The organism is Paraburkholderia sp. SARCC-3016 (assembly GCF_031119615.1).
Taxonomy (GTDB): domain Bacteria; phylum Pseudomonadota; class Gammaproteobacteria; order Burkholderiales; family Burkholderiaceae; genus Paraburkholderia.
In genome coordinates this window covers 128193-145558 of record NZ_JAVHZD010000022.1, presented here as the reverse complement: position 1 = coordinate 145558, position 17366 = coordinate 128193, and the positions used below count along the sequence as shown (strand labels likewise).

Genomic DNA, 17366 nt, shown 5'->3' with positions numbered 1-17366 from the left:
GTAGCCATGTCGTTCTGTGAGCCAAGGAGTTGGTAGAATGTTTTGTCTTCCTAAGACCGCTTGGCCTCCGACTTTGGGCAGTTTGTATTCGCACTACCGCTTTCAGGTCCCAATCACGAATTAGATCCGCCTCCCGCGACTGCTCTTTATCTCAACATAGACGTGGATCCCACCTCTGGCCTGTCCATATCACAAGTGCACAATTTCCTGGCAATGACAGAAGGAGATGTGAATATGAACGTCCCGAGCGTAACCACCTCTTCGCCGAACCCGGACGTACCGGTGTGCATTGTCGGCATTTCTCTGGACGCCTGCCTGGTGACCTCACTTCCAGGTCAACCGGCTATCGCCCAGCCGCTTGCGCGAGACATTAACAATGATAACTGAAGGCTATTCGAGCGAGAAAAAAGCGCGCAGGACCCTGTCTTGCGCGCTTTTACTTACACTAGCTCTACGGTTTTCTTAGTTTGCACCCGTCGAGAATGACCAAGTTTTGCTTATCGGTGTGCCGTCCCGAGCCCCGCTGAAGACAACAGTATACGTAGTGTTCGGGCTAAGCGGAGCAAGCGGCAGAAGGAACGCGCTCCCGGCATTAAGTGCGTTATTGACATCTGCGGTTGCTGCAGCCGTTGAACCCGTCAGTGCGGCCGACGGCAAAATAATGCGCGCAGGAACATTAGCTCCGCCAGGTCCGCTCAGCGTGAAATTAGTTACCGTGAGGGCGTCGCCTGCGGCCGCGGCATTTACCATGATCATGACAGGCGTCCCCGGCCCAGCGAGGTCCGGAGCCGGGTTTGGACTTTCTGCTTTCATCGCCGTGGGTAGTCCAGTGGCATTAGGCAGTGGCCACGCCGCGATTGCATTGGCCGGCATTTGTTGTCCCGCACCTTGCAGCAGACCGCCTTCTACAGGTGTACCAAACACGCCGGTCGTTTGGCCGAAATCAAACACGCAGGTATACAGCGTACTGTTCTGATCGAATCCAATACCAACGGTTTCCTGCGGGCCTGCGATGCTTTGAAGGTGATACACGGTGTCGAAGTAACCGTTGACGCAGTTCGACGCAGTGGTGGCTGCATCAGGCTGCAGAACATCGCTGCCGGCGACTTCGCCTATCCATTCCGTTGCAGGAGCGCCGGCGAGATCTGCACGCGCGAGCGGTGTTGCAGCAAAAAACCCAGGAAATGCTGAGTTTTCATCGTGGGACAGGGCGGTAAGGTTTCCGTTCTGCAGGTTCGTAGCAAGGTAAGTCGCGTGCTTGGCCGCCGAGGTGTCTAGGATCGGGTCCTGACTCACTTCCCCAACGCCCATCGCGAGGCGGTTTGCGTTGATTTGCGCAAACGCGGCCGCTTGCGCGGTCGTGGCCGGGAACGTAGTCGGCGGCACGCTCGTCTTCGGTGGGATCGACGTTTGCGGACTGCTGCCGCCCGATGGCGAGGACGCCGGTGCTGCTGCACCCGTGCTGTCGCTACCGCCGCCACCACCACCGCAAGCCGCCAGCGTGATTGCCGATGCGATAGCGAGAGCGGTAAGTGCCGAGGTCTTTTTTTGCTTCATCTTCTTTTTCCTTCTTCTGTAGAGGCCGCACCCGTTGCGCGACCTTGAGTCCATTCTGCCAGGTGCCGCGCGAAGTCAAGTCTGCGCGGCTGCCGCGTCCATCTTTCGAAAAACGCGAACACATTTCAGAAGTCCAACAACGGGTTATCGGACAGCCGGGCGTAAGACTTAAGCCCGTGCAGGCCCGTTGTAATGAAGAAACGCGTAATGCATAGCCGAGCTTCGCCTTCGTTGTTGAAGGTTGTCTAACGGCGAACGCGGCGCTTCCGGTGAAATATCCGCAAGCCGATGAACGCGACGACAAGCATTGCGCCCGTGGGGAAGGGCACGCGGCTCGCAAGCATAGGCACCGTTTGCGCCGCCATATAGCAGCTGAAGAACGCGACTACCACGCGACCGAACCACGGTCCACTGATCATCGCGGTGAGGCGGGGCAGTTGTCGGCCGGCCCACTCAGCGTAGCCTTCGTTGGCACTTTCCAGATCGAAGTCTTCACTGCTCGAGCGCTCGAGGCGATAAAACTGCTCGTAGCGTTCGAACCGGCCGTCGCCGCGACCTTCAAGCCACGCGGCGGCGCTATCCGGGGCGAGGTAGTCGAAGTCCTCCATCGGTACCTCAGTGCATGCGTCCGGGCTGCCAGGCAACCGCGCCGACTGCGTTTGAAATTACCTCGCCGCCGGCTTCTGCGTGATAGTTACCCGTCTCTGGATCCTGCCATCCGAATTGCACCTTGCCTTTGCTGTCAAAAATGACAAGGTCAGCGGGAAGTTCGCGTTGGCTGTTCAGATCATGCATCGCGATTCGGCCTCCGTGCGGCGCGTTTTTTCATGCCCAGCTGCTGGTTACATGCCGGACAAGTGAAGCGACTATGCATTTCGATCTTCGTGTCGTTGTTCGACACGACGTAGTGCGTGCTGCACGTGCGGCACGGCGCGATGGTGAGGCGAGCGTCCGCAGCCATCGAGCGGATCAGGTTCCAGCCGCGATCCGGCATGATCACCCGGTTACCACCGAAGAGGCGGTCATAGATGTCATTGGTTGCAATCAGTGCCTCGGCAGGATTCGCACCCATCGCAGTCGCCGACCGATACAGCCACGCGTAGACGGTGGCGTGCAGTCGATGCACCGGCGTCTCGACAAACCATGTGAGTGACGTCGCCGTGTTGCCACATGGCGAACTCTTGCCGTGGATCTCGCTGTAACGGATGCGCATGGAGTGCTGGTTCATGCCGAACAGGTTTGACGCCGTGGACGCACGCAGGCCATAAGCCATTAAAGCGCTGGCATACGCCTCATTTTTCACTCGGCCAAGACGAAGATCACCCCAGTGAGCAGCGTAGGGCAATTCGCCAACACGCGAGGGCGACGTCAACATGATCAGATGAGCGATCGTCTCGTCAGTCAGAGTGCTGCCGGCAAATTCCCACCAGAAGGCCGGGCTATTGAAACGCCAGCGGAACAGCGGCAGTTCCTTCATCCGGCCGATTGCAACGTGAAGCTTGTGGTGGGGGACCGACATCAAATACTTCGCAACTTCTGTCGAAATGCCGAGAAGCGGTGCGCCCATCACGCTTACGTTAAGAACCTGCGTCACCAGTGACACGAACGTCGAATTCTGCTGGTTCACGGCATAGGCCATCAGCGAGTCGAGTTCCGGCGTCTTGCGTCGGAGCACGTCGACGGCGACGGTCGTCGCCGTGTTGTCGACGAAGCAGCGCCAGTCCTCAACGGTCTGCAGGGTAGGTTCCACCATCAGAAACGGCGCGCGTAGCAGATTGCGCAGGGACGACTGGTTCAACTGGAGCTGCTCGATCTCCTTGCGCTCGACGTTGAACACCTCGTTGAAGCGACCGTCCTGCTTTAGCAACCACTTCATGTGGTCGACGAGAGTGAAGTTGGCCACCTGGATCTGGCCCGTGAGCCACTCCGGGACGTAGAACCGGTCAATGGCGCGATAGCTTTCTTTATTGTTCACTGCGTTTTTCCTTTTGTTCTCTCAATTTGCCTGCGGCTTCAGGCAGCCCGTACTGCTGCTTGCAATTCCCCGTGAAACTTCCCCGTAAGGTCGGCCAAACCCGTCAGTAGGCCCTTGAATCGGCCAATTGAACCGTCCGCCGTGACCAGCAGTTGGACGCTGTGGTATTCCTGAACGAACGATCCGAAGCGCTCGACCAGCCCGGCGACCCGTTTTTCGACGGCCTCCTTCTGCTCGATTTCCGCTTCCTGCTTTTTCTTAAGCTCGGCCAGTTCCTCGAGGCGCTTTTTCGCGGCATCACATTCAGCCGTTAGCCTGCTAAGTTTCTCAAATCGGTCTTTTGTGACGCTTTCCAGGTTTCGTAGGTGCTCGGGCGTGACCTCGACTTGAACTTCCTTGATCGTAACCTTCGCCTGTGCCTCGGCCAGTTCGCGGCTCTTGGCTGTAACTTCACGCTCCAGATCCGCAATGGTGCTTTGCAGGCCGCTTGCCGTCTGCTCGGCCGAAGCAAGGTCGACCAGCGTCTTCTTGAGTTTTTCGCGGTCGGCCTTAACGTCCATATTGAGGCGCCTGGCTTCCTCGGCGAGACGCTGATTCTCGTTTTTTGCGTCGTCCAGTTGACCGTAGATCTCAGAGAGTTGGCTTGTGGCGGTCTCGAGCGCGCTATCCTTCTCCATGAGGCGCGCTTCGTAATCTTCGATGATCTGTTTGAGTTCACGCTTACCCATATCGGGCTTATCGCGCTTGGCCTGAAGTACTTTTTCCACGACTTCATCGCTCTTGTTCACCAGCAACTGCATGTCGCTGATCGACAGCATTTCGACGGCGCCGGCGTTCGTGCTGAAGCGTTCATAGCAACGCATATACAGCCTGACGGAGTCGCGCTTCTTCCGGAACGTGGCTTCAAGGAAGTTGTAGACACGATTCGCCGCGTTTCTGCGGACATGTGTCGTGTCGCCGAAGGTGCTCACGTAGTGACCTTCAATCCGCGTCCGGATGTGATAGAAGGAGCCGCCAATCCGCATATGTTCGAGAAGGATCTTTCTCGTCGAGTGCGCGACTTCCTCAGCTTCTTCGGCGATCGAAGCGCGAAGCCCGTCCGATATCTCGTCACCACCGAAGAATTCTGTGACCTTCAGGCCGATCTCCTCGTTGGACGGCACGTGCGCAAAGGCGAGGGGCAGTTCACGTTCGATAGCGTTGTCGTCGTTTCTGCTGTCGTTGTTTCCCTCGGGACGGGTCGGGTCGAATTCGTCGTCGTCGGCGACCAGGGCGAAGTTTCGTTTGGTCATGGTGCTCTCTATATAGTTTTTGATCGTTGTTGATCGCCGTTAAGCCGCGGCGGCAGGTTCGAATCGCTCAAGCGCAACGTCGAGAATTCCTCGGAGTCGGCAAAGCGCTGGTGGCAGCGGATGTACAGGCGTACCGCTTCGCGCGTGCGTCCGAATTCCTTCCCAAGGGCGCCATAGAGAGCATCCATGACATGCTTACGGTCCTGGCGCGAATCTCCGTGTTCTGCCGTGTAGCGCGCGACCCCCTTCTCCATAATTTGGGAAAAGAGCATGCCGACGTGCAGATGGACGCGATCGGATAAAGCGGCGCGGACGGCATCCCGGTCAGACCGGGCAATCAGATCGTCCTCACGACCAGCCAGGTCGCCTTCAGGACGCAGTGCGGATGACTTTTTTTCGTTCTTCATTAGACAAACTCCGACTATTTCTTGAATCATGTTCGGGCGCTTAGGTCGAAGCTCCCGATGCTCGGCGGCGGGTGCAACCTGACTTCCCCCGGGGCTACACCCGCCCAGAATACGCGTCGTTTCGCCACCGCCATCCCGCTAAGAAGCGCAAATTCATATAGCTTTCGCAGGTAACGGGTACGAGAAACGCCGAGGGAAACGTTTGAATCGGCAACCAGACTGAAAACTTTAGGTAAGACACGGTGAATTTTTAGGGTCTTCCCTGAGTTTCGCCCGATGCGCTTCTATGGCGACAGCCCCTGTTTCGGCGACTGCGAGAATCGCTCGCCGGGCATGCGCGACATCGAGCGGCAGGACGTTTCTGGCGTCGTGCTTTGACTTGCGGTCACGAAACCACTGGCGCAGATCGATGGCGCGCATCAGGTTGACGGGCAGTGCTGGCGACAGGTCGCAATGCGGGTTGGGGAAGACGGCGATGCCCTCGACGAGCCAGCTTCCTGGCAACACCGAGCGAAGGAAAGCGACCTTCGAGCGGTTCTGCTGAATCGGTGAGCGACGCATTTCGCGACGACCGTCCACGCCGATGCGTACAACACTCCGTAGATCTGGCCCGGGTTCGATTCGACCCGCCCAGTTTTTCGTCTCGACGATGAAGATGCCGAAGGGGGTAATGGCAAGATGATCGACTTCGGCAGTTGGAAAAGCTGAGCCGGGCGCATGGTTGAGCAGCAGGGCGCCCGGGTGCAGATAGAAATTGTCGCCGCACAGCCATTCAAGTGCGGCGCGCACTTCAGCATGAACAACAGCCTCGCCTTCCTCACCGCTTCGCTGGCTGCGTGAGGCGGGCGATCCTGCCGGACTGATCGAACGCCGCTTGTGGCGCTTCACCGCGTAAAAGAACACGGCGGCCGCAAGGAGAAACCAGTACATGAACTCGCTCCTGTTTAAGTAGACGAGTCCAGTCTGCCAGGCTTTTTCCGAAGTCAAGTTATCGCAGGCGAATGGCAAGTTATTACGACGCGCTTTCATCGAATCCCGAAAGCTACCCGGTTTAGTCGAGCTTTCCGGGTTATGTGGCCGAGCCGGATAAGGTCACTCTCGCGCCTTGGGGACTCGTTGGGCCCTGGTCGATCAAAGCTGTATGACATTGGCAAGCATTGGTGGCCTTGGGCGGGCGCTCGCACGCTAAGCTTGCCTTATCCAATGGCGTCTCCCGACGCATCGACCTGCCGCAAGTGACCGCGCGCGTCTTCTGTTTCTTCTTTTCCCCGTTGTTCCGTTCAGCCTGGGCTTTCGTGCGCGCCTCGCGTGGACACGGACGAAAGCGCTCAGCGCCAAGTTTCCTTGCTCATCGAGCATCGAAACCACCGGACAAGGGTCCGGACATTCCCTGTTGACAATTTTTCTGGAGAGAAAAATGCTGCTGGTCCTTTTCAAAGACGCAATCAAGTCCCCGGCCAAAGTGCTGGCTCTGTGTTTTATCGCGTACTTCGCGACCATCTCGTTCGTCGTTTCGACTTTCCTGTTCCTGCTTGCTGCCCGCTGGGTGGTCAAGGAGATGAAGAAGAAGGCGAAGGCCATCCACGCAGCTGAAGCGGACGCCGAAGCTGCTCGCATCGAGACTGAAAAGCTCGCTGCACGAGCTGCTGCCAACGCGAAACCGGAAGTCGCTTCCGCTGCAACGGCAGCCGCTAACGACAGCAATGTGAAACCGGCACCGGCGAAGCACTACGCCAAGTCGGCTGTCGTTCTTCCGTTCAAGACCGGTACTCGTTAATCGAGCGCCGTTACTACCTACCGTCACCTGGGCTTCTGCCCATGGTGACGGCACCCTTAACCCTGCCGGGAATCCCATTCCCGGACACGGGCCATGAGATTCCCGGTACCACCGGAGCAATCCCATGGAAACGCATGTGGCTGCCTGGCAGCTGGACATGTTCGGCGAATCATCGCCGGTTCACATCACACCTCCCAAGCCCGACCCGTTGCCCGACCCGCATTTGTGGAGCGAGTCGGTACGCGCGAAGATGGTCGACGCGCTGATCTCGCTCGCGAGCGACAGCCGTCGCGGCGACAGCATGCCCGAGTCGCTGATGGATTGCGCCGACCTGCTGTCTGAACGGCTGCGCAATCGCAGGATCGACGTCGACGACTACCGCGCGACCCTTGGCTGGATCATGGGTTACTGGGACGGCGCACTTCCCTATATCTACGTGTGCAAGGTCAACGGAGTCGATCCGGAGATTCTGCAGGACGTGATATTGAGCACGCCGCTTCTGGAGCGGGATCTCCGCGAGGTTCAACGCGTGTGCTTTGGCACGCTGCTATAGGAGCGAACCATGCGCAACGCAGCAACGCTGTTCGCCCGCGTCATGGTGGACGTCTTCACTTGCAATCCTGCATCTCACGCTGCCACTGCCGGCAATGCAAACACTGCGGGACCTGCTAAGTCTCCAAACCCCGCATCTGCGGACACACACTCTTCCACGTCCCACGTTGTAGGGCAGGGCGCGTCGAACGAAACGATTGTGACGATCGGCGACATCCCACATCTGTTCGTCGACGAAGGCGATCACATCGTCGAGTTCACTCCGGCCTTCGACGATCACGCTGAAGAAACCGAGTTCGGTTTGAAGATCGTCCCTGATCTTGTCCCTCACTGGTCGCAGCGCTCTGTTCATCGTTGCGCGCTGAAGGAGGCGGTGGCCGTGGCCATCCGTCAAAACGGTAAGCCTCCGACCGCCATGCCCTTGCCGCCAGGAAAGGGGACTGACAATGATTCGAATCAAGCGTCACAGTCGGAAGTGCAAGAGACGTTCGAGCCTGAAGCACGTGCGTCTAATCGGCCGCGTCGTACTCACAACGCCGATGAATCGAACGTAATCGGGCGGATCGTTTCGTGGGGCGAGGAACGGTTCCCGGATCGCAAGCGGCCGGGACGGCACTACACCTCGTTCGCGGTGCATATCGACACCAGTGCGGGCGAGCGGACCCTGCAGGGCGAAGGCCTCAAGGAGGCAATCGCGGAGTGCGGTTGTGTGCTTGGTGATGTCGTCTCTGTGCGCCGCACTGGAAAGGTCAAGGTTCCTGCCATCCGACAGACCGACGGGACACCGATCATGAAGGACGGTAAGCCTCTCATGTGGGACAAGTGGCTCTGGTCAATATCTAAATAGTGAGGAAACTCAAATGGCATCTGTTAACAAGGTGATCCTCGTCGGTAATCTCGGCGCTGATCCTGAAGTCCGTTACCTTCCGAGCGGCGACGCTGTGGCGAACATCCGACTCGCGACAACTGACCGCTATAAAGACAAGCAGTCGGGCGAGTACAAGGAAATGACGGAATGGCACCGCGTGTCGTTCTTCGGCCGTCTGGCCGAGATCGTCTCCGAATACCTGAAAAAGGGTTCGTCGGTCTACATCGAAGGTCGCATCCGCACGCGCAAGTATCAGGCGCAAGACGGTACCGACCGCTATTCGACGGAGATCGTGGCGGACCAGATGCAGATGCTCGGCGGCCGTCGCAACGACGATGAAGGCGACAACGGCTTCGAGCAACGCGGCAGCAGTCGTGCTCAACGTCCGGCACCGGCTTCGCAAGCGAATACATCGCACGCTGCTGACAATGTCGGGACGCGCGCCCACGCCCCTCAACCCTCGCATGGCGGTGGTGGCGGCACGCGAGCGCCCGCCGGCGGTGGCTTCGATGAGATGGATGACGACATTCCGTTCCTGGGTTTTCACACACGTGCAGCCTGGTCCGTAATCTGATCCCGGAAGTTCTCACCGATAGGCAGTTTCATATCCCGTATCACCTCACCTTCGCAACGGCACACCTACGGGTGTGTCGTGCGGCGGTTCTTCCGTCCGGCGATCTGCGCCAGCGTTCCAATATCCAACCCCGTCTGCTGAAAAAAGCCGCCCGCTCGCGAACGCGGACAGCTTTTTTGAGCACGCGTTTTCACGCCTGTCTCAGGCACCGACCTAACCCACTCATTTCAAGGAGGAGTGACTCATGACTGTAAGAGGAAGAGAGCTGTCGCCCGAGCAGTATGCGTGGCTTCAGCAGAAGCTCGCCAGCTTCGAGCGTTCCCCGGAGCAATGGATTTCGCTCCTTGTGAGCTATGGCGTGCCTGCGGACCGTCTCACTGGCGACCCATGCGCGTGCCCGATCTGCGGCGGGACCGATCGTTTCACCTACGACAACAAGCGTGGGCGAGGTGATTGGGTTTGTCGTCAATGCAACAACGGAAAGGCAATGGCCGGTGACGGCCTCCAGCTGATCACGCGTCTGAACCGGATGGGCCTGTACCGCCTGATGCGTCAACTGGATGGTGGCCCTGCACCGCATTCGATTAGCGGCGCTGCGGCAGCCACGGCACCGAAGCCAAAGCGCAAGGCGGACCCGAAGTTCATCGCAAACCGGCTTAACTCGATGTGGGACGCAGCAAAGCCCGTGTCGAGAGGTGATCTGGTAATGCGCTATCTGGGCGCACGCGTGCCCGGCCTCCGTTTCGTGCCGTCCCGCGCGTTGCGACTCGGCATGCTCGAGTACCGGCACGACAAGAAGGTCATCGGCAGCTGGCCGGGCATCCTCGCCCGGTTTGAACTGCCCGATGGTCGTCTCGGGACGCTTCACCGTACATACCTTGAGCGATCGACGCCAGCGAAGGCAAAGATCATTTCGGGTGACGGAGAAATTCTCGACTCAAGGCTGAACGACATGACGCTTAATCCGCTTCAGGGTGGCGCAGTGCGCCTGATGGACCCGGTAGACGGCGAAATCGGAGTGGCGGAAGGGCTGGAGTCGGCCCTTGGCGCGTACATGGAGTCCGGTGTTCCGATGTGGTACTGCTTGAACATCGGCCTGCTGCGCCAGTTCGTGGTCCCGGATGGCCTGGGCATCCGCGTCGTGCACATCTTCGTTGACTTCGACGACATTGACCCGAAGACCGGCAAGTCGGTGGGTGTCGCGGGCGGTCTCGAACTGGCGAAGCGGCTCAAGTCTGAAGGCTTCACCGTGTTTGTTCATCGGCCTCGCGTGCGGGGAACCGACTACGCCGACCAGTGGTGCGCGCGTTTCGCCAACGAAGTCCCGACGGTGAACGTACCTCGCGTCTCGCAATCTGCTGTCCCGAAGCACGTCGCTGCGTAAGGGTATCGATTTTCTAACGCGGCTACGGCCGCACATTTATCAACCTGCCCGGTGGGGATATTCCCCATCGGGGATTGTCTCGTCGGGCCAATTTCTCTGGAGTGGGAATGGCTTCGTTTCAGGTTCTCGTGGGTGGCTTTGCAATCGTCGCAACCAACGGCGCCGAAGGTGGCCGCCAGCGGGTAGGGAAGTCAGAGGCTGTCGCGTTCGACGTGATCGATCGGACGGCCAGTGGCAACACCGCATACGCGTGCCGCGACAAAACCTTTGTGGATGCGTGGGATTTTTGCGCGCATCGCCTTCTTGTTACTGCGACCCCTCGGCCGCACTGAACCGCGAAAGCGAAAACGGCTCCCCCAGAATCTTGGGCGGAGCCGTTTTTTTTTGTCCGTTCGTTCCGTTCATCGCATGATCGCCACGCAAACAGCAGCGATGACTGCGAAGACCTTCCACATGCGCCACAACCCGCTAGACCAAATAGCGCCGGCGGCGCCCGTGAGAAGAAGCACGACGCACAGATTGTTATTGACATGCATGCTCGCGAGCAGTGCGCCGAACCACCAGAGCGCGAGCGAAGCGCCGAAGATGATTGCACGGCGCGTGAAGAACGGCAGCGCCATGAACTTCGTGTAGTACTTGCCGAGTCGATCGTTAGCGTCCATTTACTCGTCCTTGTTCTTTGCGAAGTGCTCGACGATACTCAGGCTCTTCCAGCCCGCGACGCCCGCCGCAATGACGGTCGCGATAAAGAGCCACGAGCGCGGCTCGGTCAGTGGCAGACCGTGGCGCACGATGTCAATAAACTCCAGCATATTCTTTCCCTCGGTGGTGATTGATGCTTCGATGCACCGCGCCGCGCGTGATGAACATTGAAGCCATGACCCATCTTCGCATCATTGCGGCAAAGTCAAGTGCGCCTCAGAAAAACGCGCCGAACGCGTCAGCGAGCTGGTCTGCGTCGTGCGATCCCGGGCCATCGTTCTCGTTGACTGGGTGAATCCGAACTTCCTCGACGTTCGATTCGATAGCATCGCGGGTGGCCAGTGGAGGCGCAGCGGCAGGCGGCTGATAGTTGCGCTCGGCCGTTGCGGCGGTTTCGACATGACGCACCGCAATTTGCCGCTCAGGTTCCGACGTGACGTGAGATCCTCGCAGTGCTGCCTCGGCTAGAGAGCGCAGCAGCGCTGCGCGCTCCCTGTACGAGGTGGACTGGCACAGCCTGGCATGCAGGAGAGGCGTGGTCACCGCGTCGATGACCAGCTTCAAGTCGAACTTTTCGCTCATGCTTTTGCGGCCGCGCGCTCGCGGGTTAGGCCAGCTTCACCAACGATGAGGAAGCCCTTGGCATTCGCAGTGCAGGGCGCCTCGATGACTTCGAGTGTCACACGCGGGAATGCCTTACGGATAGTGGGCGCATAGAGCGCACTGCCGCCGCCAGACAGGATGATCGAGTCGACGCCGGCGAGCTGGCCGACGTTGTTCTGCATTTCCTTGACGACGCCGGCGATGACCGGCTGCGACTGCTCGAGATAGGGCGCGAGGTCGATCTTGTTGCTATAGAAGAGGAACGGCTTACGCTCGCGCAGCGCCTTGTCGATACGTTCGATGTCCTCGACCTGTTCGTCCTGATCGCGCGAGATCAGCGCGGCGATGCGCTGGTAAATTTGCGATGCGCCGCCGGGGATGCCGTCGCTGCGTTTATCGTCCATCGTGAATCCGTTGGCGTAGACCCAGTCGGTCGTGAAATAGCCGACGTCGATGACAAGGTGCGCACTGTCGCGGCCGAACTCACTCTGGCGGTTAGCTGACGCTGCGACGAGCGAACCAAGCGGCTGCGGGATTACGACCACCTTATCGATTTTGACTCGCCCCGCACCGTAGCTGAAATCCCCCGTGAAGCGATCGCGCAGCTCGCCCGAGTACTTCTTCATGTTGTGAACAGGCAGTCCGAGCACCAGCCGTTCAATATGCGTGACGCCCGCGAAAAAGATTGCGCCCAGCAGCAGGGCCTTATAGTTATCGGACCGGACAAAATCGTTCGACAGTGCGCGGCCCGTGTTGCCATACGCGGCGGTGAGTGAGACGTCGGGCCCCACTTCGTATTCGATCTCGTCAATGACGATGGTTGTGACTTTCCGGGAGACCAGCACGCTATCCCCATAGCCCGACAGCGAGCGACTGGCGGCAAGCGGTGCGAGAGACGGGAACATGCCGGTGGCGATGCTGCCGCTCGCTGCGCGGTGCGCGTATTTCGTGTTGCCGTAACCGACGTCGACTGCAAAGACCGAAGTTTTCAAAATGACTCCATGCGTTTAAGTTGGCCACGCGCCGAAGTGACAGAAAACTGACAGTAAAGTATCAGTTTGGATCGGATCGGACGCATGGGACCGGCGAACTATCAGATAACTGACACTAAAGTGTCAGTTTGGACGTCGCGCCGGTTCTGTCGGAGCGAACTAACAGTTTTCTGTCAGTTCTACCTGGTTTCAGTCTAGCGAGCGTGTAGCGAAGTCAAGTCGACGAAAGCCGACCGGCTCTGCCCATCTTTCGGCGTGCGCCGCTTGCGCGAGTAGCCTTATCCTTGGCATACCTACCGCGTCTCCGACGCATCGAATGCGAGTGCAAGGCACCCGCACGTCTATTCCCACGCCCGCAAGGGACCAGAAGTACCCCACTGACCGGGCCGCACAGTGATGCGGCCTTTTTCTGAAGTAAATCAAGTCGAAGTTGGTCCACGTTGAGGACCACTGGACAGTGCGATATCCATACGATTGGCGGCGGTTAGCCGAGTTGTGGCGCGTTGAGGAAATGTGGAGTGTCTGGACACCAGAGCTTTCCGCATCTCAGCAGCGTCTGTACACGCCCTTACAGCTACGGCTGGGTGCGCTCACGAAGCCCGATACACGGCGGCGGAGATGAGCGGGCTTGGGGGCGGGGGAAGCCTTGCGGGATCGGCACACGCCGGATCATCGCGATTCCCTGACGGAAGAGGACACGGCGCGCGCGGCCGTACACAAAACGCGTACAGGTATTACCCGGCATTTAGCACCGGTCGGAGATCCGCGAAGCGGAACACGGCTCGGGGGCGCGAAAGCGTCGTGCTGGCAGGGTAGCCACGAAGCTGCATCGCGCGGGTAGCGTACCGCGCAGCGCGACGGCAGAGATGCCAAGCGCGGAATACGTCAGTGGTGGATTGCGCGAAGCGCGATTCAGGCTGGCAGGCGGCAGGTTGGACGGTCGGATTGCATGTTCTTCCCATGCAACTGGCCGATCGGATGGAATCGCTAAAGGCTCGGAAGGCAGGACCCTCGCGACGGGGATACGGCGCAGCCGCACAGTAGCGGCGAACAGGCAAGCCCGGGTGGTCGGGTGACGGCATCAGGTAGGGATGCTGCGATCGACCGGGCGAATACGCAACAACAAGGCATCGCGGCGCAGCGCCGCGGCGGAGGTATCGGATGGCCGCAATACTGAACGTGCGCGCAATCGTTAATGGATACGGGTTTGGACCTGAATTCCGGGATGCGCTGCTTAGACTTTTCGACGAGAACGTCTCACGCGTTCACAGCACCACACGGATCAGCAACAGGGCGTTGTCGATCAAGACGCAGGAGTACCGCGCGGCCAAGCTTTGCAAGGCGTTCAAGGAGTTGCGAGAAGGCGGCTTCGCGCTCCAGACGCCATGGTCGCTGAAAGAGAAGCATGTGAAGTTTTTGGTCGGTGCTTGGATCAAGGCCGGACAGAGCGGCGGCACGATCGAGAACAAGCTGACGTACCTTCGCGCGCTCGCGCAATGGATGGGCAAGACAAACCTGGTCGGCTCCCTTGACGACTACGCTGACCGGGAGGCGCTAGGCCTTAAGCGAAGTTACGTGGCAACAGAAGATAAATCATGGGCGGCCCACGGTGTCGACGCGGTTGCGAAGATCGATGAGATCGCTCAAACGTGTCCGTATACGGCTGTGCAACTCAAGTTGCAGGCGGCCTTTGGCTTGCGCATCGAAGAGAGTTTTATGCTTCGACCGGCGGAAGCCGCGCGTAACCCAAGAATGCTGGAGGTGACGCGTGGCACGAAGGGAGGCAGGCCCCGTGAGGTCCCTATCGAGACGAAGATTGGAATACTCGTAGAGGCGGCGAGGCTCACTAACGGGTTGACCGGGTCGACGGTCCCGGCCGACCGGACGTTAAGCCAGTGGCGTGATTGGTATTACTACGTGCTTGAAAAGCACGGCGTCACCAAAAGAGGCATGGGCATCACGAGTCACGGTCTTCGACATGAGTATCTGCAGACGCTCTATAAAGAGACGACTGGTGTGGAGGCTCCGATCAAGCGAGCTGGTGAGCGCCCCGACCGGCAACTTCACGAAGAGGCAATGCGCCGCGTCGTCGAAGCGGCCGGTCACTCGCGTCTGACCAAGTCGGGCGCATACCTGTCGACCTTCGCGATGCAGGACCGGATGCAGCGGAAGCTGCCGACGGTAGACGAAGCGCGGGGCGCCTTGGGGGCGGAGGCTGGGAACAAGAGTCGCGCCGCGAAGGCACTGGGCATTTCGCGGCAGGCGCTCTACCGGATTCTTGGCGACGGCGAAAAGTAAGGGCTATGATTCGTTCGTCCAGTGGAATGAGCAGCAATATTGTGTGCCATATGTCCCAGCCGGGGGCCGACGTTGCCGCACAATGAATCGTCTCTCAGGTTCTGGCATCGGCCCTCGGAATGTGCCGGAACTTTTTTGAAGCCGGCTCGTAGCAGCCGGCTTTTTTTTCGTGGGTAACCGCAGACCGACGGACAACGCACTCGTCGGCGGGAGAGACCCCTACACGCGATCACCACCTGTCGCGATCGGGCATTCCGTCTATCGCCACGGCGATCCGGTCCTCGAACATCAGGTCGGAGTGTTCCTGCGGTGTTGGAATCGTCGGAAACTGGATGTATCGGTGGCCGTCAACGTCGAGCCACTTCACGAGTTGAACGAGCTTCCGGTAGCGAGCGGCGTCGCGCAGTACCGGTTCGATTGGCCAACTGTCGATGGTCGAAACCGAGGCGTCGACCAGACGCTGTGCCAGCATTTTGAACATGGGTCCGCGAGTCTCCCAGTCGTCATTATTGCGGGAGAGCATGTCTATGACCATCTGTGTGTCGCATGCGCCAAGCTCTTTTTCGATGAGGTCGCGCAGGTCGCCTTCAGTAATCGCCGGCCGGCTGATGCGCCTGTTCCAGACGGGAGCCGCTTCTTTCAAAGCGTCGGCCTCGTTTTCAGCATAGGCAAACCATGGCGTCGACATGCCGCAGTCTGCGCAATAGATGCAGGCGAGGCGTTCTGTTTGCGCAGCGTACGGAGGGCGTCTGAGCGTGTCGCCGATCCTGGGCGGCCCCGCATGCCGCCCGAACTGGCCATAGTCAAAGCCGGGTTCGCCGATCTCCGCAACCACGCGTTGCGATAGACCGACGGTGGCGCGGCCACCACAGTGGTCGCACGGATAGAGTTGTTCGTACATGTGCCGGTATTCCGCGTTGATATTTTCACAATTATCGTTGGACACCGGACACGCGAAAAGCATGAATTACATTCCGGACATTAGAACGACGGAAAGTCTGGGGAAAATCATCATGGATGCGGCCATCCAGCATCCGCCCAGCGGCTTGTTTACCGATCCGGTCCATTGTCTGACGGAACGGGTTCGGGCCTTGGGGATTCCAGTGGTCGTTGTAGTCGAAAAAGCCGCTCCTGATCTTCGATCGGTCGCGCCCGATCAAATCGCTACCAGCAGATAGATTACCCGGCGCCCATTCTCCCCATTGCTTGAAGTGATAGGCAACGCCGGCGGCGGCGCACTGGTCGCGCAACGATCGCGCCCACGACGGATGCATTGGGCGCGCGCCCCGGCCGCTCTCGCCGCCGACGAAGATGCCGTCGATCATGGGCGGAGCCTGCAGTTCGTTCGGCTTACCCCAAGGGCCAATCCAGTCGTACAGGCTGACGGGACCGAGCAAAGGTTCCATCGAGAGGAAGCGGGTGCCAACGGGCGCGTCGATCAGCTTCTCAATATCCCGGTCGGCTTCAGTCTGATTGACGATCGTCGCGCCGAGCCACACGTTGTCAGGGGTGCCGTTGGGGAACATCGCGCCGAGCATCGTGGACGCGTTCCCGATGCGCTTGGTCAGCAGCATCCCAGATGAGGTGCGGCGTGGCGAGGATGAGCTGGCCGAATCGCTCGCGCGCACCCGCCGGCGCGGCATTGTCAAACGGATCGCAAACGCTGGGAAACACCTTCCGATACTGACCGCCGCGGGCGGCCGATTCATTCCAGCGCACGGGCTTCTCCCAATGCGCGTCGCTGTACGTGCGTCGCTTTGAGCCGGGCCCCCAGTTCTCGCCGCGGCGCAGCCAGTGGTTCATCGACTCCGCGTAGCAGTGGTCACAGCCCGGGCCAACTTTCTGGCACCCTTCCCAAGGCGACCACGTCATGTCCGTCCATTCGATTGCGGTAAGCGCACCCATGGCGATCGTCCTACGCTTCGAGTTCGAGGTGGACGGCTGCCAGCGATCCGCGCAGTCGTGCCCCCGCTTCAATGCTGCCAAGCCATACCCTATAGGTGACTGCGTCAAGCGAACTGCTTTGCATGGGCACGATCGCGTGGTGGAGCGGCAAGCCAGTGACGTTCAGGCGATCGAGTGTCTGTGTGTCGGGTACAACCCAGAAATACCAGCGCTGGACGAAGTACCACCACGTTTTTGCGCGCTCGAGCTCGGCCCATGTCGCAGTGAAGTCGAGCACGGAGCCGACAGCGCTGAAAAAGACGCAGCGGATTCCGTCGGGTGTGAGGGCGGCGGCCACTACTTGCCGGCCGTTGGAGATGGACTGTGGATCGTGGGCTGCGCAGCCAAGCGCCGGATAGCGACCCGCCCAGTCGAGCGCGCGTGAAATAGCGCGCTCCAGGAATAACGATTTGCCTTGCATGGATGCCTCGTTGGTTGGTT

22 protein-coding genes are annotated in these 17366 nt (G+C 59.4%); 7 read left to right on the top strand and 15 right to left on the bottom strand.

The annotated features are described in order from the left end of the window. Positions 1 to 462: 462 nt before the first annotated feature. The 7 genes from QYH69_RS22335 to QYH69_RS22305 all read right to left on the bottom strand — a co-directional run bounded on the left by QYH69_RS22335 (position 463) and on the right by QYH69_RS22305 (position 6161). Complete coding sequence (locus QYH69_RS22335) at positions 463 to 1557, bottom strand: CAP domain-containing protein (RefSeq protein ID WP_308833956.1); 1095 nt, start codon at positions 1555 to 1557, stop codon at positions 463 to 465. A 245-nt stretch (positions 1558 to 1802) separates the two neighbouring features. Further along, the gene (locus QYH69_RS22330; RefSeq protein WP_308833955.1) at positions 1803 to 2165 is read right to left on the bottom strand and encodes a hypothetical protein; all 363 of its coding nucleotides are present in this window, start codon (positions 2163 to 2165) and stop codon (positions 1803 to 1805) included. Positions 2166 to 2172: 7 nt separating this feature from the next. Continuing rightward, complete coding sequence (locus QYH69_RS22325) at positions 2173 to 2352, bottom strand: hypothetical protein (RefSeq protein WP_308833954.1); 180 nt, start codon at positions 2350 to 2352, stop codon at positions 2173 to 2175. After that, a complete protein-coding gene (locus tag QYH69_RS22320; protein ID WP_308833953.1) occupies positions 2345 to 3532 on the bottom strand; it encodes a FlhC family transcriptional regulator in 1188 nt (395 codons plus the stop codon). The genes QYH69_RS22325 and QYH69_RS22320 overlap by 8 nt, the downstream gene beginning before the upstream one ends. 38 nt (positions 3533 to 3570) lie before the next feature. Next, the gene (locus QYH69_RS22315; protein WP_308833952.1) at positions 3571 to 4824 is read right to left on the bottom strand and encodes a hypothetical protein; all 1254 of its coding nucleotides are present in this window, start codon (positions 4822 to 4824) and stop codon (positions 3571 to 3573) included. An 8-nt stretch (positions 4825 to 4832) separates the two neighbouring features. Continuing rightward, on the bottom strand, positions 4833 to 5231 hold the full coding sequence (locus tag QYH69_RS22310) for a hypothetical protein (protein WP_308833951.1): 399 nt from the start codon (positions 5229 to 5231) through the stop codon (positions 4833 to 4835). Positions 5232 to 5459: 228 nt separating this feature from the next. Further along, a complete protein-coding gene (locus tag QYH69_RS22305; RefSeq protein ID WP_308833950.1) occupies positions 5460 to 6161 on the bottom strand; it encodes a nuclease-related domain-containing protein in 702 nt (233 codons plus the stop codon). 487 nt (positions 6162 to 6648) lie between these two features. On the opposite strand from QYH69_RS22305, the gene QYH69_RS22300 reads away from it, so the two are divergent. The 6 genes from QYH69_RS22300 (at position 6649) to QYH69_RS22275 (ending at position 10718) form a co-directional block, all read left to right on the top strand. Beyond that, positions 6649 to 7008, top strand: coding sequence for a hypothetical protein (locus QYH69_RS22300; protein ID WP_308833949.1), 360 nt, complete (start codon positions 6649 to 6651; stop codon positions 7006 to 7008). A 124-nt stretch (positions 7009 to 7132) separates the two neighbouring features. After that, complete coding sequence (locus QYH69_RS22295) at positions 7133 to 7561, top strand: hypothetical protein (RefSeq protein ID WP_308833948.1); 429 nt, start codon at positions 7133 to 7135, stop codon at positions 7559 to 7561. 9 nt (positions 7562 to 7570) lie between these two features. Then, positions 7571 to 8407, top strand: coding sequence for a hypothetical protein (locus QYH69_RS22290; protein ID WP_308833947.1), 837 nt, complete (start codon positions 7571 to 7573; stop codon positions 8405 to 8407). Positions 8408 to 8420: 13 nt separating this feature from the next. Next, positions 8421 to 9002 (top strand): single-stranded DNA-binding protein, encoded by a 582-nt coding sequence (locus QYH69_RS22285; protein ID WP_308833946.1) that lies wholly within the window; start codon positions 8421 to 8423, stop codon positions 9000 to 9002. Positions 9003 to 9246: 244 nt separating this feature from the next. Next, entirely contained in the window at positions 9247 to 10386 is a 1140-nt protein-coding gene (locus QYH69_RS22280) for a primase-helicase zinc-binding domain-containing protein (RefSeq protein WP_308833945.1), read from the top strand. Between the two features lie 107 nt (positions 10387 to 10493). Then, positions 10494 to 10718: a hypothetical protein gene (locus QYH69_RS22275; protein ID WP_081767700.1), complete on the top strand. Its 225-nt coding sequence runs from the start codon at positions 10494 to 10496 to the stop codon at positions 10716 to 10718. A 69-nt stretch (positions 10719 to 10787) separates the two neighbouring features. Here the strand turns inward: QYH69_RS22275 and QYH69_RS22270 are convergent, their stop codons facing one another. The 4 genes from QYH69_RS22270 to QYH69_RS22255 form a co-directional block, all read right to left on the bottom strand. Continuing rightward, positions 10788 to 11048 (bottom strand): hypothetical protein, encoded by a 261-nt coding sequence (locus QYH69_RS22270; protein WP_308833944.1) that lies wholly within the window; start codon positions 11046 to 11048, stop codon positions 10788 to 10790. Further along, positions 11049 to 11198 carry a hypothetical protein gene (locus QYH69_RS22265; RefSeq protein ID WP_308833943.1) on the bottom strand — a complete coding sequence of 50 codons (150 nt, stop codon included), beginning with the start codon at positions 11196 to 11198 and terminating at the stop codon, positions 11049 to 11051. It abuts the gene before it with no gap. A 106-nt stretch (positions 11199 to 11304) separates the two neighbouring features. Then, the gene (locus QYH69_RS22260) at positions 11305 to 11670 is read right to left on the bottom strand and encodes a hypothetical protein (RefSeq protein ID WP_308833942.1); all 366 of its coding nucleotides are present in this window, start codon (positions 11668 to 11670) and stop codon (positions 11305 to 11307) included. After that, complete coding sequence (locus tag QYH69_RS22255) at positions 11667 to 12683, bottom strand: PRTRC system protein D (RefSeq protein ID WP_308833941.1); 1017 nt, start codon at positions 12681 to 12683, stop codon at positions 11667 to 11669. The genes QYH69_RS22260 and QYH69_RS22255 overlap by 4 nt, the downstream gene beginning before the upstream one ends. Before the next feature lie 1161 nt (positions 12684 to 13844). On the opposite strand from QYH69_RS22255, the gene QYH69_RS22250 reads away from it, so the two are divergent. Then, the gene (locus QYH69_RS22250) at positions 13845 to 14981 is read left to right on the top strand and encodes an integrase domain-containing protein (RefSeq protein WP_308833940.1); all 1137 of its coding nucleotides are present in this window, start codon (positions 13845 to 13847) and stop codon (positions 14979 to 14981) included. A 229-nt stretch (positions 14982 to 15210) separates the two neighbouring features. On the opposite strand, the gene QYH69_RS22245 is transcribed toward QYH69_RS22250, so the two are convergent. Genes QYH69_RS22245 through QYH69_RS22230 form a run of 4 tightly spaced genes read right to left on the bottom strand, consistent with a single transcriptional unit; the run spans position 15211 to position 17346 of the window. After that, positions 15211 to 15882 (bottom strand): Lar family restriction alleviation protein, encoded by a 672-nt coding sequence (locus QYH69_RS22245; RefSeq protein WP_308833939.1) that lies wholly within the window; start codon positions 15880 to 15882, stop codon positions 15211 to 15213. Between the two features lie 31 nt (positions 15883 to 15913). Further along, a complete protein-coding gene (locus tag QYH69_RS22240) occupies positions 15914 to 16519 on the bottom strand; it encodes a DUF5131 family protein (protein ID WP_308833938.1) in 606 nt (201 codons plus the stop codon). After that, positions 16485 to 16853 carry a DUF5131 family protein gene (locus QYH69_RS22235; protein ID WP_308833964.1) on the bottom strand — a complete coding sequence of 123 codons (369 nt, stop codon included), beginning with the start codon at positions 16851 to 16853 and terminating at the stop codon, positions 16485 to 16487. Before QYH69_RS22235 ends, QYH69_RS22240 begins: the two co-directional genes overlap by 35 nt. A 43-nt stretch (positions 16854 to 16896) precedes the next feature. After that, entirely contained in the window at positions 16897 to 17346 is a 450-nt protein-coding gene (locus QYH69_RS22230) for a hypothetical protein (protein ID WP_308833937.1), read from the bottom strand. Positions 17347 to 17366 lie beyond the last annotated feature (20 nt).